Below are 15,152 nucleotides of genomic sequence, written 5' to 3' on the forward strand. Positions count from 1 at the left end.
AGCGACGCGGGATCGCCCGCTGCCCGGCCGGTTGACATCAAGAAGTTGAAAACGCGACCGGGTCCGCTCCGCGTGCGCGCCTGCCCCCGCTGACGCGGAGCAAACCAGACGTGTCCCAGGTCACAGGGGCCTCCCCTGTTGCCGCCGGGCGTTCATCGCGCTGCGCGCTCGTCCTCAAACGCCGGACGGGCTGGATACCCACGGCGCGTACCGAAGGCTTTCAGCCCGTCCGGCGTTTGAGGACGAGGCGCGGAGCGCCGAAAAGCGGGGGTCCAAGGGGGCGGAGCCCCCTTGTTCGGGAAGGGGTGGGTCTGGGGCGCCCCGCGAGGGCACCCCCTGTCACACCCGTGCGGCAAGATGCACTCGTGACCCACCAAACCCGACGGCTCATGCTGCTCGACACGGCGTCCCTGTACTTCCGGGCCTACTTCGGCGTCCCCGAATCCGTGAAGGCCCCGGACGGCACCCCGGTCAACGCGGTCCGCGGCCTGCTCGAATTCATCACCCGCCTCGTCCAGGACCACCGCCCGGACGACCTGGTCGCCTGCATGGACGCGGACTGGCGCCCGCACTGGCGCGTGGAGCTGATCCCCTCGTACAAGGCACACCGCGTGGCGCAGGAGTCCCCGGAGAGCTCCACCGCCCCGGACGTCGAGGAGACCCCGGACACCCTCTCCCCCCAGGTGCCGGTGATCGAGGAGGTCCTGGACGCCCTCGGCATCGCCCGCGTCGGCGTGGCGGCGTACGAGGCGGACGACGTGATCGGCACCTATACGGCCCGCGCCCGCGGCCCGGTCGACATCGTCACGGGCGACCGCGACCTGTACCAGCTGGTGGACGACGCGCGCGGCATCCGCGTCCTGTACCCGCTCAAGGGCGTCGGCACCCTCCAGATGACCGACGAGGCCCTGCTGCGCGAGAAGTACGGCGTGGACGGACCGGGCTATGTGGACCTGGCCCTGCTGCGCGGGGACCCCAGCGACGGCCTGCCCGGCGTGCCCGGCATCGGCGAGAAGACCGCGGCGAAGCTGCTCGACGCGTTCGGCGACCTGGCCGGGATCATGGCGGCGGTGGACGACCCGAAGTCCAAGCTGACGCCGTCGCAGCGCAAGCGCCTGGACGAGGCCCGTCCGTACGTGGCCGTCGCGCCGACGGTGGTGCGGGTCGCGAGCGACGTGCCGCTGCCCGATGTGGATCTCGCGCTTCCGCGCGCGCCGCGCGATCCGGCCGCCCTGGACGCGCTCGCCGCCCGCTGGGGCCTCGGGGGTTCGCTCGGCCGGCTGCTGACCACGCTCGAGGCGTGAGCGAGGGCCGGATGTTAGGTTAGGTGAACCTAACAAGTTGTGGATCAGGGGAGGCACACCATGGCAGAGCGGCCCGCACGCAAGAGTCCCACGCCTCATGTCGCGCAGGTCGTCCGCACCGAACGGCTCACCCCTCACATGCAGCGGGTGGTCCTCGGCGGCGACGGCCTGGCGGAGTTCACGACCGGTGACTGCACCGACCACTACGTGAAGCTCCTGTTCGCCCCGGCGGGTGTGACCTACCCCGAGCCGTTCGACCTCCAGCGCATCCGCGAGGAGCTGCCGCGCGAGCAGTGGCCCGTCACCCGTACGTACACCGTGCGCTGGTGGGACCCCAAGAAGCGCGAGCTGGCCCTGGACTTCGTCGTCCACGGCGACCAGGGCCTCGCCGGGCCCTGGTCGCTGCGCGCCGAGCCGGGCGACACGGTGCGCCTGCTCGGCCCCGGCGGGGCCTACGCCCCGGACCCGGCCGCCGACTGGCACCTGATCGCCGGTGACGAGAGCGCGCTGCCCGCGATCGCCGCCGCCCTCGAAGCCCTGCCGGAGGGCTCCGAGGTACGCGCCTTCGTGGAGGTCGAGGGCCCCGAGGAGGAGCAGCGGATCGCCACCGGCGCGGAGGTCGTCTGGCTGCACCGCGCGGGCCGCCCGGTCGGCCAGGCCCTGGTCGAGGCCGTGCGCGCCCTGGACTTCCCCGAGGGCACCCCGCACGCCTTCGTGCACGGCGAGGCGGGCTTCGTGAAGGAGCTGCGCCGCGTCCTGCGCGTCGAGCACCAGGTCCCGCGCGAGCGCCTGTCCGTCTCCGGCTACTGGCGCCTCGGCCACAACGAGGACGGCTGGCAGGCCTCCAAGCGCGACTGGAACGCCCAGGTGGAAGCCGAGCAGGAAGCGGCCTGACCACCGCGCTCCGCCTCCGGCGCCCAGGCCGTACCCCTCTCCCGCGGGGTACGGCCCCGACTACCCGCGGATCCGCGCGTGCAGGTGCATGTCGTGCCAGCCGTCCCCGTGCAGGACCGCGCTGCGCTGGACGCCCTCGGCGGCGTAACCCGTCTTCAGGGCCACGCGGCAGGACGCCTCGTTGAGCGTGGAGTGGCGCAGTTCGATGCGGTGGAGGCCGAGGCCGTCGAAGGCCCAGGTGGTCAGCGCCGTCACCGCGCGCGGGGCCACGCCCCGGCCGCGGGCGCGCGGCATGGTCCAGTAGGCCATCTCCGCCTGGCCGTCGATGAAGTTGATCATTCGCAGGGCGGCCCGGCCGAGCACCTCGTCGGTGTCCGCGTCGACGGCGGCCCACTGCGCACCGGTCTCCTCCTCGTACTCCGCGCGCCAGGTCTCCATCCACTGGCGGACCTCGTCCTCGGAGTCGGCCACGCGCGCGTGCCAGCGCTGGAGGACGGGGTCCTGGAAGGCCTCGTACAAGGCGGGCGCGTCCTTGGCGGCCCAGGGGCGCAGCAGGAGGCCGCCGGAGGCGGGCAGGGTCGGCTGCGCCCGGCCCGCGAGGGCGCCGGGCTCGACGGCGTTCGAGATCATGAAGGGCATGCCCCTCATGGTGCTGCCGGAGGCCGCCGCGGCACAGCGGTTTTCGCCGCCGCACCCGGGCCGCCCCGCGGGCCGCGCCCCTCGACCGCCCCGTACGCTGGGCCGACGTGAGACGAAAGCCCCGCGTGCCTCCGGCACCGCTCCCCCAGCGCGACGGCGTCGACCCGGTGCGGGTGCGCCTCCCGGCGGACGGCACCTGGGCGACCGTGCGCGACCACCTCGTGGCGCGGCTCGCGGCCGAACCGGGCGTCGTCGACCGGATGCTGCACGAGGGCCGGATCGTCGGCGCGGACGGCACGCCGCTCGCCCCGGACACCCCGTACGCGGCGGGCCTGTACGTGTGGTTCCACCGGGACCTGCCCGCCGAGCCCCGGGTGCCGGGCGCCCTCACTGTCGTGTACCGCGACGAGCACATCGTCGTCGCCGACAAGCCGCACTTCCTCGCGACCATGCCGCGCGGCAGCCACGTGACGCAGACCGCGCTCGCCCGGCTGCGCGCCGAGCTCGGCATCCCCGCGCTCGGCGCCGCGCACCGCCTGGACCGGCTCACCGCCGGGCTGCTGCTCCTCACCGTGCGGCCCGAGGAGCGCGGCGCGTACCAGACCCTCTTCGCCGACCGGCGGGTGCACAAGGAGTACGAGGCCGTGGCCGCGTACGACCCGGCCGTCGCGCTGCCCCGTACCGTCCGCAGCCACATCGTCAAGGAACGCGGCGTGCTCGCCGCGTACGAGGTGCCGGACGCCGAGCCGAACAGCGAGAGCCGGGTCGAACTGCTCGCGCACGACGGCCGCATGGGGCGCTACCGGCTCGCCCCGCACACCGGCCGCACCCATCAGCTGCGCGTCCACATGAACGCCCTCGGCCTGCCGCTGCTCGGCGACCCGCTCTACCCGGCGGTGCTCCCGGCGGTGGCGCCGGACGACTTCCGGCGCCCGCTGCAACTCCTCGCCCGCTCCCTGGAGTTCACGGACCCGCTCACGGGCGCGGCGCACCGCTTCGTCAGCGAGCGGGTCCTGGACGCCTGGTCGTCGTACGGGACGTGGGCCGGCGGCTGAGCGGCCGGAGCGGCCTCTAGTAGCCCCGCCACCACTCCAGGAAGCGCCGCCACGCGCCCTTGCGGCGGACCGGCGCCGGGGCGGCCGCGGGGGCGCTCGCCGCGGGCTGCGGCACCGGGGCCGCGGGCGGAACCTGCGCCTCCGGCATCGGCGACGACACCTCCCAGCTCGTGCGCGGCGTCGGCACCTGCGCCATGGGCCGGGCGGTGACGTCCTGCGGCGGCCGCTTGCCGAACGTCACCGGAAGCGACACCAGATGCCGGGACAGGATCGACGAGCGCCAGGACAACGCGGCCTCGTCCACGGCCAGTTCGACGTCCGGGAGCCGCATCAGGAGCGCGTCCACGCCGGTGTCGGCGATGGCGCGCCCGATGTCCTGGCCGGGACACTCGTGCGGCCCGCCGCTGAAGGCCAGGTGGGAGCGGTTGCCCTGCATGTTGGCGGACAGGTCGGGGCGCACGACCGGGTCGACGTTGCCGGGCTGGATGCCGAGCAGGAGGCCGTCGCCCGCCTTGATCTGCTGGCCGCCGAGCTGAGTGTCCTGCTTGGCGAAGTAGCCGACCATCGCACTGAACGGCGGCTCGTCCCACAGCGACTGCTCGACCGCCTCGGGGACGGTCATCTGGCCGCCGCTGAGCTGGGCGCGGAAGCGCGGGTCGGTGAGCACCATCCGCAGCACGTTCGCGATGAGGTTCGCCGTCGCCTCGTACGCGGCGATGAGCACGAGGCGCAGGTGCTCCGCCATCTCGGTGTCGGTGAGCTGCTGCGGCTGGGCGATGAGGGCGCTGGTGAAGTCCTCCTCGGGCTGGGTGCGGCGACGCACCACGTGCCGGGTGAGGGCCTCCATCACGTACGCGTTGCTGGCGATGGCCGTCTCGGTGCCCTTGATCATGTCGCGGGCGGCCTGCACCATGCGCTCGCTGTAGTCCTCGGGCATGCCGAGGACGTGCAGCATCACCATCATCGGCAGGTGCTCGGCGAACTGGCCGACCAGATCGGCCTCGCCCTTCTCGCAGATGCCGTTGAGGAGCTTGTTGCTGTAGCGGTTGATGTGGCGGCGGATGCCGCGGTGGTCGAGGCCCGCCATGGCGCCGGTGACCGCGCCGCGCAGCCGCTGGTGCTCGGCGCCCTCGGCGAAGCTGCACATCGGCTGCCAGGTGAACACGGGCGCGAGCGGGTGGTCGGGGCCCGCCCTGCCGTCCTTGACCGCGCTCCACACGCGGGAGTCGCGGGTGTACTGCGAGGGCGTGCGCACCATGTGCAGGTTCTCGCTGTGGCCGAGCACCGCCCAGACGCGTACGTCGTTGTGGATCAGCGCGGGGGCCACGGGCCCGTGCTCGGCGCGCAGCTTCTCGTACACGCCCGCGAGGTCCTCGTCGGCCTCGGGTCCGTACAGGCGGCGCAGTCCGTCCGCGCCGAGCGACGCGCCGTGGTGCGCGGGGCAGCCGGGCGGCGCGGCGGGAGAAGGGGATGAGGAAGGAGTCGTCACGGTGGTCGCTCCGGGGTCGCGAAGGGTCGTGCGGCCGGGCCTAGGCCCGGGCCATGGCGAGGGAGTGCAGATAGTGCATGAGGGTGAGGAGCGCGTCGCGGCTTGAGGAGCGCCGCCGCGCGTCGCAGTGCACGATCGGCACCTCCTTCTCCAGGTCGAGTGCCGTACGCAGGGCCTCGACGGGGTGCCGGGGCGCGTCCGGGAAGTCGTTCACGGCGATGATGAACGGGACGCCGCGCTCCTCCAGGCGGCCTATCACGTCGAAGCTCACTTCGAGGCGGCGCGTGTCGATGAGCACGACCGCGCCGAGCGCGCCTTCGAAGAGGCCGTTCCACAGGAACCAGAACCGCTCCTGGCCGGGGGTGCCGAACAGATAGAGGACCAGTTCGTCGGAGATGCTGATGCGCCCGAAGTCCATGGCGACGGTCGTGGCGGTCTTGGTCTCGGAGCCGTAGTTGTCGTCGACGCCGATGCCGGCCTGAGTCATGGTCTCTTCGGTGGTCAGCGGGCGGATCTCGCTGACGGAGCCCACCATGGTGGTCTTGCCGACCCCGAAGCCGCCCACGATGACGATCTTCACCGCGGCGGCGGCCGTGGCGGGCAGGACGTCCTGCTCGCGCGGCCCGGCATGGGTGCCGGAGGTGAGCGTGTCAGAGCTTTTGAAGTCCATGCATCACCGCTTCGAGGAGGGAACGGTCGGGGAGCGCGGAGCGCACGAGCGGAGCGCGCGCCTGCACTAAGTCCGCCGCGAGCAGCTCCGTGAGGAGCACGGTCACCACGCTGAACGGCAGCACCAGATAGGCCGAGAGCTCCGCCACGGACAGCGGGGTCCGGCACAGGCGCAGCAGGGCGGAGTGCTCCGGCTGCGCCGTGGGCGACGGCTGTCCTTTGGCGACGATCAGCGTGACCAGGTCGAGCGGTGCCCGCTCGGAGTCCTCACCGGTGAGGATGTAGAGCCGCGCCGGGTTGGCGGCGGGCTCCTGGCTGCGGCGCTCCCGCTGCGCGGTTACCTCGGCCTGGAAGCGGGGGTCGTGGGGATCGTCGTACGGGGGGTCTTGCGGATGCGTCATACGGCCTGCCCGTCTCGCCGCGGCGGGCTCGTCAGGTGGGCGCCGATGCGCACGACGAGGTCCCGCATGCGGTTGCCGATCAGGCCCGCGTCCACGGTCTCGTCGGCGAGCACGGCCAGAAAGGCTCCCGCGCCCGCGGCCATCATGTAGAAGTAGCCGCCGTTGACCTCGATGATGACCATGCGCATCTTGCCGTCGCTCTCCGGGATCTCGGTGGCGACGGCCGCGGCGAGGCTCTGCAGTCCGGCGCAGGCGGCGGCGAGGCGGTCGGCGCCGTCCGGGTCGCCGCCGTGGCGCGCGATGCGCAGGCCGTCGGCGGAGAGCACCACGATCTGCCGGGTGCCGTGCACGCCGTCGGCGAGCTCCTTGAGCATCCAGTCGAAGTTGGCCCGCTGCTGGATCACTTCCAGCCCCCCTCGTCGGCGTGGTCGGTGCTGCCGTGGTCGTTCTCGGTGCGGTGCTGCTGCGGGGCCGCCGGGTCGTCCGGCCGGTCGGCCGGGTCCTCGCCGTTGACGCCCTTCATGAAGGCCTCGATCCACAGACCGGGCTCGGGCTCCTCCTTCTGGACGGGGGGGCTGACGGCCTGCGGGGGCGCGGCGGCCATGGCCGCCTCGGCGCGCCGCTGTGCCTCCGCCTCCTGCGCGTAGCGCTGGCTGAGGGGCATCTTGACTCGACTCCTGCGCTGGGGAAGGCCGTTGGCCGTCCACTCGGTGACTTCGGGGATCTCGTCGTCCATGGACGCGGTGAGCGGCATGGAGGGGCGCGGCACGGTGGTGACCTTGCGCGGCTTCTTGCGCCGGATGTCGCGGGCCTCCTCGATGACCGTGCCGTCGGCGTTGACGCGCGGTACCGCGGAGGCGCCGATGCCGTGCGCGATGCCGTGCGCGGGTGCGGCGGTGAGCATGTCGCGCGGCACGATCAGGACGGCGCGCACGCCGCCGTAGGCGGACTGCCGCAGGGAGACCTGCATGTTGTACATCTGCGAGAGCCGCCCCACCACCGCCATGCCGAGCCGCGGGGTCTCACCCAGGTCGTTCAGGTCCATGCCCTGCTGGGCCTGTTCGAGCATGCGCTCGGCGCGGCCGCGGGCCTCCTCGCTGAGGCTGACGCCGCCGTCCTCGATCTCGATGGCGATGCCCGTCTGCACCTCGACCGCGGTGACGTGCACCCGGGTCTGCGGCGGTGAGTAGCGGGTGGCGTTGTCGAGGAGTTCGGCGCAGGCGTGGATGAGCGGCTCGACCTTGGTGCCGTGGATGGCGACCTTGGCGATGGAGTGCAGGTCGACGCGCTGGTATTCGAGGATGCGGGACATGGCGCCGCGCAACACGCTGAACAGCGGGACGGGCTTGGGCCACTGCCGGCCGGGCCGGGCCCCGCCGAGGACCGTGATCGAGTCGGCGAGGCGGCCGATGAGGGCCGTGCCGTGGTCGATGCGCAGCAGGTCGTCGAAGACCTCGGGGTTGCGGCCGTGGAACTCCTCCATCTCACGGAGTTCCGCGGCCTGTTGGTGGACGATGGACTGCACGCGGCGGGCGATGTTGACGAAGGCGCGCTGGGCGTTCTCGCGCATCGCCTCCTCGCGGTCCAGGATGTCCAGGATGGAGCGCAGCAGCACGCGCTGCGAGAGCGGCAGACGGCGGTTGGTCTCGTCGCCGTCGATGACGTGGCGGACGACCTCAGAGGGAGCCTCGCCCTGCCGGACCCGGTAGAGGGTCTCGGGCAGCAGCTCCTGGCCGAGTCGTTCGGTGTCCTCGTCGATGGCCGCGATGCGCCGCTCCAGGTGGGCGACCCGCTCCGTGTGACTCCTGCGCAGCTCCCGGATGGTGCGGGCGCGGCGTGCGGCCTCGGCGCCGACGGCGATCACCACGAGGGTGGCGACGGCGCCGCACCAGGCCACGGCGGTCCGGGCCGGGGCCGCGACGGCGGCGACGGCGGCTCCGGTCGCCGCGGCCATCACCATGGCGGGCAGCAACAGCACGCGTGCGTAAGGGACTTCTCGGCCACCGGGAGGCGATTGAACACTCACCATGTATGCCCTCTGAACACTCGTCTTGGGGGGAGGAAGTTGGGGGGAAGGGGGATGTGCGCGGGGTGGTGCATGGGGTTCGGGTGATGCCTGGGAAATCTGGTGGTGCGCGGGGGTTCAGGTAGTACCTGGGAAAACGACGTGGTGCGCGGGGAGTTCGCCATGTGGGGGGAGTGCGTGGGGAGTTCTGTACGTGAAGGTGGTACGTGGGGGTTTCGACACATACGCGAAAGCGAAATATCGAACTAGCAGCCATAAAGCGCGAACAAGTGCGCGAATCTGTCGCAACTCGTTCAACTCGTCGCGCTCCGGGCGAGCTTAGTCCGCTCGCATCACGCTGGAGTCATATTCGGCAACCCTCTGCGAGCGCCCGCCAACACGCCTACACTCAGCCCTATTTACACGCATCGCGATCACTCGAACGCGTGCGGTGAGCCCGTCGAACGGCGGCGTGCGAGCGCCGCCGCCCCACCCGCCGCCGTACCCCGACCGCCTGTACGATCCCGGCCCCGCCCCGCGTGTGCGAGGCCGGCGTCAACCCCCGGCGCCCGCGACGGCCCCGGCCGGTACGCGAGTGGCCCCCGCCGAGTCACCCGGCGGGGGCCACACCCTTCACTCGCCGTCCGCGCGGACGGCGCCGCGCTCAGCCGACGGAGCTGTACGCCACCACTCCGCGCAGCAGCTGGTCGACGGCCTTGCGGGCGTTCCTCGCGACCGTGCCGCCCTCGCCGGAGGCCGCCGCGGAGATCTGCCCGAGCACGTCGATGACCTGCTTGCACCAGCGCACGAAGTCGCCGGCGGGCATCTCCGCCTCGCGCAGCACCTCGTCGAGCCCCTTGCCGCTCGCCCACATGTACGCCGCCCAGGCGAAGCCCAGATCGGGCTCGCGCTGGCCGACGCCCTCGGTCTGGCTGATCCGGAACTCCTCCTCGAGCGCGTCGAGGCGGCCCCAGATGCGCACCGTCTCGCCGAGGGCGGCCTTGGCCTTGCCCGAGGGCAGCTTGGGCGCGAGCGCGTCGTCGCTGAGCCGGGCCTCGTACACCAACGCCGAGACGCACGCGGCCAGTTCGGCGGGGTCGAGGCCCTCCCACACCTGGGCGCGCAGGCACTCGCTCGCCAGCAGGTCCAGCTCGCCGTACAGCCGGGCGAGGCGCTTGCCGTGCTCGGTGACCTCGTCGCCGCGCAGATAGTCCAGCTCGGTGAGGAGGGCGACGATGCGGTCGAAGGTGCGCGCGACGGTGTTCGTCCGGCCCTCGATGCGGCGCTCCAGCTGGTGCGTGTCGCGCTTGAGGCGGTGGTAGCGCTCGGCCCAGCGGGCGTGGTCCTCGCGCTCGTCGCAGCCGTGGCAGGGGTGGGCGCGCAGCTCGGTGCGCAGCCGGGCGATCTCCCGGTCGTCGGCGGCGGCCGCGCGGCCCTTGCGGTGCCGCTCGGGCGCGATGTGCCCGGCCTTGGTGCGCAGCGCGGAGGCCAGGTCGCGCCGGGACTGCGGGGAGCGGGCGTTGAACGACTTGGGGATGCGCATCCGCTCCACGGGCTCCACCGGCACCGGGAAGTCCATCGCCGCGAGCCGCTTGACCTGCCGCTCGGCGGTGAGCACCAGGGGGCGCGGGCCGTCCTGGTGGTCGAAGCCGCGGTGGCCGTTGGCCCGCCCGGCGGGCAGGCCGGGGTCGAGGACCAGGGCGAGGCCCGCGTACTTGCCCGTCGGCACGTGGATCACGTCACCCGGCTTGAGCTTCTCCAGGGCGGCCGCCGCGGCGGCCCTGCGCTGCACGACACCCTGCTTGGCCAGCTCGGTCTCGCGGTCCTTGAGCTCCCTGCGCAGCCGCGCGTACTCCTCGAAGTCGCCGAGGTGGCAGGTCATGGAGGCCTGGTAGCCCTCCAGGCCCTCCTCGTTGCGCTGCACCTGGCGGGAGATGCCGACGACCGAGCGGTCGGCCTGGAACTGCGCGAAGGACGTCTCCAGGAGCTCGCGCGAGCGGTGGCGGCCGAACTGCGCGACCAGGTTCACCGCCATGTTGTACGACGGCTTGAAGCTGGAGCGCAGCGGATAGGTGCGCGTGCCCGCGAGGCCCGCCAGGTGCTCGGGGCTCATGGCGCGCTGCCAGAGCACCACCGCGTGGCCCTCGACGTCGATGCCCCGGCGTCCGGCGCGGCCGGTCAGCTGGGTGTACTCGCCCGGGGTGATGTCGGCGTGCTGCTCGCCGTTCCACTTCACGAGCTTTTCCAGGACGACGCTGCGCGCGGGCATGTTGATGCCGAGGGCGAGGGTCTCCGTGGCGAAGACGGCCTTGACCAGACCGCGGACGAACAGCTCCTCCACGACCTCCTTGAAGGTGGGCAGCATGCCCGCGTGGTGGGCGGCGATGCCGCGCTCCAGGGCCTCCAGCCACTCGTAGTACCCGAGGACGTGCAGGTCCTCGTTCGGAATGGAGGCCGTGCGCTCCTCGACCAGTTCACGGACCGCCAGGCGCGCCGTGTCGTCGTTCAGCCGCAGGCCCGCGTACAGGCACTGCTGGACGGCGGCCTCGCAGCCCGCGCGGCTGAAGATGAACGTGATGGCGGGCAGCAGGCCCTCGGCGTCCAGCCGCTCGATGACTTCGGGGCGCGAGGGCGTCCAGATCCGGGACCGCTGGCGGCGCTCGCGCTCGCGGTCGGCCTCGCGGACCATCTTGCCCTTGCGGCGCTCGCGCGGGTTGTACCCCCGGCTGGCCTCCATGCGGGCCATGCGGGTCAGATCGGGGTTGACCGTCTTGCGGCGGCCCTCCTCCTCGAAGAGGTCGTACATCCGCCGGCCGGCGAGGACGTGCTGGAACAGCGGCACCGGCCGGTGCTCGGAGACGATCACTTCGGTGTCGCCCCGGACCGTGTCGAGCCAGTCGCCGAACTCCTCGGCGTTCGACACCGTGGCCGAGAGGGAGACCAGCGTGACCGACTCCGGCAGGTGGATGATCACTTCCTCCCAGACGGCGCCTCGGAAGCGGTCCGAGAGGTAGTGCACCTCGTCCATGACCACGTAGCCGAGGCCGAGCAGGGACTGGGAGCCCGAGTACAGCATGTTCCGCAGGACCTCGGTGGTCATGACGACCACCGGCGCCTCGGAGTTGACGCTGTTGTCACCGGTGAGCAGGCCGACGCGGTCCGCGCCGTAGCGCTTGGCGAGGTCGGCGTACTTCTGGTTGGAGAGCGCCTTGATCGGCGTGGTGTAGAAGCACTTCTTGCCCTGCTGGAGGGCGAGGTGCACGGCGAACTCGCCGACGATCGTCTTGCCGGAGCCCGTGGGCGCGGCGACCAGCACGCCCTTGCCCGCCTCGAGTGCCTGACAGGCCTCGATCTGGAAGGGGTCGAGGCCGAATTCGTACATCTCGCGGAAGGACGCGAGTGCGGTGGCCTGCTCGGCAGCGCGCTGCCGCGCTGCCGCATATCGCTCGGCCGGTGAGAGGTCCTCTGTCATCGTGCTTTCGAGCCTACCGGCCACCGCTGACATCGGACGATCATTATCGGGGCCGACGGAAGAACACCAGGTCAGGGGCGTGGCTCCCGGTCGGGAGCCGCCCCTTCAGGGACCGAGGACCCGGACGGCCGCGGGGACGCACTCCGCCGTCACGGGCAGCGCCCCGAGCCGCTCCCCGTCGGCGTACGCGGTGACGCCCGCGGCCGCGAGCTCGACCTTCACGGCACGGTGCACGGTGACCTTGGGATGGCCCAGATGCGTTCCTCTGTAGACCCGCGGGAACACCGTCAGGAGCGTGGTGCGGCTGCAGGCGCCGACGACCGTGACGTCGAAGAGGCCGTCGCTCGGGTCGGCCCCGGCGCAGATCCGCATGCCGCCCCCGTACGAGGAGCCGTTGCCGACCGCGACCAGCGTGGCCTCGATCTCGCGCACCTCGCCGCCGTCGAGGGTCAGGCGGTACGGGATGGGTTCGAGGGCGGCCAGTTCGGCGACCATCGCCAGGTCGTACTTGAAGCGTCCGGTGGGCCACCGCATGCGGTTGCCGCGGTCGTTGACCCGCGAGTCGAAGCCGGAGGCGAGGACCGTGCCGAACCAGGTCTCCCCCACCCGGCCGAGGTCGACGTCCCGCGTCCGGGCGCCCTTGAGCGCGTCGGCGACCAGCGCCCCGGCGGCCGCGGGCGCGCGCACGGGCAGGCCGAGGGCGCGCGCGAAGTCGTTGCCCGTGCCCACGGCGATCACGCCGAGCGGGGTGCGGGTCCCGGCGACGGCCTGGAGGGCGAGGCTCGCCATGCCGTCGCCGCCGACGGCTATCAGCGCCCCGGTGCCGCCGTCGACGGCGGCACGGGCCCGGCGCAGCGCGTCCCCGGCGTCCTCGCCGATGACGGTGCGCACCGAGAAGCCGGACGCGCGCAGCGCCGCGGCGGCGGGCTGGGCAGCGTGCGCGCCGCGGCCCCGGCCCGCGGTGGGATTCACGAAGAGGGTGATCTCGCTGGTCACTGGGCGGACCCTACACAGCGCGCCGCCCGCCAACCAGAAGGGGCCGGACGCGGCGGGCGTCCGGCCCCTGTGCTCTGCTGCGCTCCCGATGACGCCGGGGGTCAGGTGACGTCGTCGTAGCCGTTGTACTTCGGTGAGCGGCCGCTGTCGCCGTTCACCTGCTCCGGCACGGTCCTGGCCGCGGGGACGGGCTCGCTGTCGTCCACCGGCTGCGGCGTGAGGTCGAGCTCGGAGGCCTCGTCGTCGTCCAGCTCCGCGTCCGGGTCGGCGCGGCGGCGACGCTTGTCGTTGAGGATGGAGAAGCCGACGGCCAGGAAGTACAGGACCACGATGGGGCCGGCGAGGGCGATCATGCCGAACGGGTCGGTCGTCGGCGTCGCCACGGCGCCGAAGACGAACACGCCCATCACGACACCGCGCCACCAGGTGAGCATGCGGCGTCCGGTGACGATGCCCGTCATGTTCAACATGACGAGCAGCAGGGGCAGTTCGAAGGAGACGCCGAAGACCAGGACCATCCGGACGCTGAAGTCCAGGATCTTGTCCATCGGCAGGATGTTCTCCGAGCCGTCCGGCGTGATGCTCAGCAGCACCCGCATGCTGATGGGCATGATCTCGTACGCCAGCCAGGCGCCGCCGAAGAACAGCGGCACGGCCGCGGCGACGAAGGCGTAGGTGTACTTGCGCTCGTGCTTGTGCAGGCCGGGCGCGACGAAGGCCCAGAGCTGGTACAGCCAGACGGGGCTGGCCACCACGACACCGACCATGAGGGAGACCTTCACCGTCGTGGTGAACGGCGAGAGCAGGTCCATGTACGCGACCTTGGCGCAGACGCCGCCCGTGGTGGGCTTTCCGTCCTCGCAGCGCGGCACGGGGTCGGAGAGGAACTCCATGAGTTCCTCGCTGTAGAACGCGGCGATGATCGACACGACGACGATCGCCAGCATTCCCTTCGCGAGCCGGTTGCGGAGCTCACGCAAATGGTCCGCGAGAGGCATCCGCCCCTCGGGGTCCCTCTCCTTCTTGCGGGCAGACTTGAGCAACCCACGTCCTCATCTCGTGCGGCAGGCCGACCGCCGGGGCCGGCCTTGGGTCAGCGCTTCGTCGTGTGGTCGGTCGGCTCGGCGACCGGACGGGAGCTGCTCACATCGCCGGGAGCCGCCTGGATGGTGCGCTGCTGCGGAGCCGTCGTGTCGGCGGGCGGGTCGGCCGGGGCGGCCTCGTCCTGCTTGCCGTCCGACTTCATCGCCTTGGCCTCGCTCTTGAGGATGCGCGCCGACTTGCCGAGGGACCGGGCCATGTCCGGGAGCTTCTTCGCACCGAAGAGCAGGACCAGGATGACGAGGATCAGGATGATCTCGGTGGGGCCGAGCCTACCCATAGCTGTCTACCTTCTTCACCGAGGCGTCAGATTTCGGGACCGGCTGTCGGACAGTCGTCCGACCACCGGGCTTGGCAGCGATCGTAACCCCCTGGAGTAAACGCGGGGCAATCCCCGTGCATACTCCCAGTTGCGGCCCGCGCCTCACATTTCGGACCACTTCAGCAGCGTACCCGGAGGGTCGGGGAAGGCGGCAGGCCGCATGACGGTGGGCGACGGCCACCTCGGCAAGTCGCCCCGCGGTCCGGTCCGGTGTCTCCCCGCGCCCGCCCGGCGTCCGCGCGCCGCGTGCGCTCAGCCGACGTCCCGGCTCGCGCGGACCACCCCGGCAGCCGCCCGCTCCAGGTCCTCGGCCGCGCGGTTGATGCGCCGTGTGGTCTCGGTCACTTGCCGCCCGAGCCGCTGGGCCTCCACGAAGACCTTGATCGCGAACACACCCAGAACGGCGAGACCGCAGAATCCCACGGTCACCGCCAGCATCGCCCAGAACATGCGTCGAGCCTAGACGGTGGAGTGCAGGCGCAGCGTCCGCACCCCGCCACCGGTGAGGAGTTCGACGATGCGCTCCCCCGCGGGCTTGCGCACGGCGGTGCCGCACTCGGGGCAGGTGAAGGAGTAGAAGGTGGTGCGGCGGCTGGCACCGATCGCCAACCGCAGCGCGCCCGCCGCCAGTTCGAAGCGCGCGCGGCAGTCGGGGCAGGCGGCCTTGAAGAGGACGGCCACCGGGCGGGACGTAAGGGGCATCAGTGACATACTGTGCAGGTCTCCTCAGCTCTGTTCTCCGCGCTCTCCACACTCCACCGCGCGGGTTCCCACGCACCACCGCGCGGGCGCCGCGGCCCCGCTC

At 72.2% G+C, this 15,152-nt stretch carries 15 protein-coding genes; 3 read left to right on the forward strand and 12 right to left on the reverse strand.

The window, feature by feature from the left end; genetic code table 11:
• Window positions 1-389 precede the first annotated feature (389 nt).
• Both MQV74_RS09405 and MQV74_RS09410 read left to right on the forward strand, forming a co-directional pair.
• Entirely contained in the window at window positions 390-1,304 is a 915-nt protein-coding gene (locus tag MQV74_RS09405) for a 5'-3' exonuclease (protein ID WP_242728556.1), read from the forward strand.
• Between the two features lie 60 nt (window positions 1,305-1,364).
• Window positions 1,365-2,198 (forward strand): siderophore-interacting protein, encoded by an 834-nt coding sequence (locus tag MQV74_RS09410; RefSeq protein ID WP_242715742.1) that lies wholly within the window; start codon window positions 1,365-1,367, stop codon window positions 2,196-2,198.
• A gap of 60 nt (window positions 2,199-2,258) precedes the next feature.
• Here MQV74_RS09410 and MQV74_RS09415 read toward each other — a convergent pair whose 3' ends face one another.
• Window positions 2,259-2,837, reverse strand: a complete 579-nt coding sequence (locus MQV74_RS09415) for a GNAT family N-acetyltransferase (protein ID WP_242715744.1) — start codon at window positions 2,835-2,837, stop codon at window positions 2,259-2,261.
• 107 nt (window positions 2,838-2,944) lie between these two features.
• Between MQV74_RS09415 and MQV74_RS09420 the strand changes: the two genes are divergently transcribed.
• A complete protein-coding gene (locus MQV74_RS09420) occupies window positions 2,945-3,892 on the forward strand; it encodes a pseudouridine synthase (RefSeq protein ID WP_242715746.1) in 948 nt (315 codons plus the stop codon).
• Window positions 3,893-3,908: 16 nt separating this feature from the next.
• Here MQV74_RS09420 and MQV74_RS09425 read toward each other — a convergent pair whose 3' ends face one another.
• The 11 genes from MQV74_RS09425 to MQV74_RS09475 form a co-directional block, all read right to left on the reverse strand.
• On the reverse strand, window positions 3,909-5,381 hold the full coding sequence (locus MQV74_RS09425) for a cytochrome P450 (RefSeq protein ID WP_242715748.1): 1,473 nt from the start codon (window positions 5,379-5,381) through the stop codon (window positions 3,909-3,911).
• 40 nt (window positions 5,382-5,421) lie between these two features.
• Window positions 5,422-6,051: a GTP-binding protein gene (locus MQV74_RS09430; RefSeq protein WP_242715750.1), complete on the reverse strand. Its 630-nt coding sequence runs from the start codon at window positions 6,049-6,051 to the stop codon at window positions 5,422-5,424.
• Complete coding sequence (locus MQV74_RS09435) at window positions 6,032-6,451, reverse strand: DUF742 domain-containing protein (RefSeq protein WP_138958683.1); 420 nt, start codon at window positions 6,449-6,451, stop codon at window positions 6,032-6,034. The genes MQV74_RS09430 and MQV74_RS09435 overlap by 20 nt, the downstream gene beginning before the upstream one ends.
• On the reverse strand, window positions 6,448-6,855 hold the full coding sequence (locus MQV74_RS09440; protein ID WP_138958684.1) for a roadblock/LC7 domain-containing protein: 408 nt from the start codon (window positions 6,853-6,855) through the stop codon (window positions 6,448-6,450). The genes MQV74_RS09435 and MQV74_RS09440 overlap by 4 nt, the downstream gene beginning before the upstream one ends.
• Window positions 6,852-8,480 carry an ATP-binding protein gene (locus MQV74_RS09445; protein ID WP_242715752.1) on the reverse strand — a complete coding sequence of 543 codons (1,629 nt, stop codon included), beginning with the start codon at window positions 8,478-8,480 and terminating at the stop codon, window positions 6,852-6,854. Before MQV74_RS09445 ends, MQV74_RS09440 begins: the two co-directional genes overlap by 4 nt.
• Window positions 8,481-9,120: 640 nt before the next feature.
• A complete protein-coding gene (locus tag MQV74_RS09450) occupies window positions 9,121-11,928 on the reverse strand; it encodes a DEAD/DEAH box helicase (RefSeq protein WP_242715754.1) in 2,808 nt (935 codons plus the stop codon).
• A gap of 105 nt (window positions 11,929-12,033) precedes the next feature.
• Complete coding sequence (locus MQV74_RS09455; protein ID WP_242715761.1) at window positions 12,034-12,924, reverse strand: diacylglycerol kinase; 891 nt, start codon at window positions 12,922-12,924, stop codon at window positions 12,034-12,036.
• A 101-nt stretch (window positions 12,925-13,025) separates the two neighbouring features.
• On the reverse strand, window positions 13,026-13,922 hold the full coding sequence (gene tatC / locus MQV74_RS09460) for a twin-arginine translocase subunit TatC (RefSeq protein ID WP_242728557.1): 897 nt from the start codon (window positions 13,920-13,922) through the stop codon (window positions 13,026-13,028).
• A gap of 95 nt (window positions 13,923-14,017) precedes the next feature.
• Complete coding sequence (gene tatA / locus MQV74_RS09465; protein ID WP_138958688.1) at window positions 14,018-14,305, reverse strand: Sec-independent protein translocase subunit TatA; 288 nt, start codon at window positions 14,303-14,305, stop codon at window positions 14,018-14,020.
• A gap of 294 nt (window positions 14,306-14,599) precedes the next feature.
• Window positions 14,600-14,797, reverse strand: a complete 198-nt coding sequence (locus MQV74_RS09470; protein ID WP_242715763.1) for a hypothetical protein — start codon at window positions 14,795-14,797, stop codon at window positions 14,600-14,602.
• A 9-nt stretch (window positions 14,798-14,806) separates the two neighbouring features.
• A complete protein-coding gene (locus MQV74_RS09475; protein WP_242715765.1) occupies window positions 14,807-15,049 on the reverse strand; it encodes a phage terminase large subunit family protein in 243 nt (80 codons plus the stop codon).
• Between the last annotated feature and the right edge of the window lie 103 nt (window positions 15,050-15,152).

The organism is Streptomyces sp. AN091965 (assembly GCF_022698285.1).
Lineage (GTDB): Bacteria > Actinomycetota > Actinomycetes > Streptomycetales > Streptomycetaceae > Streptomyces.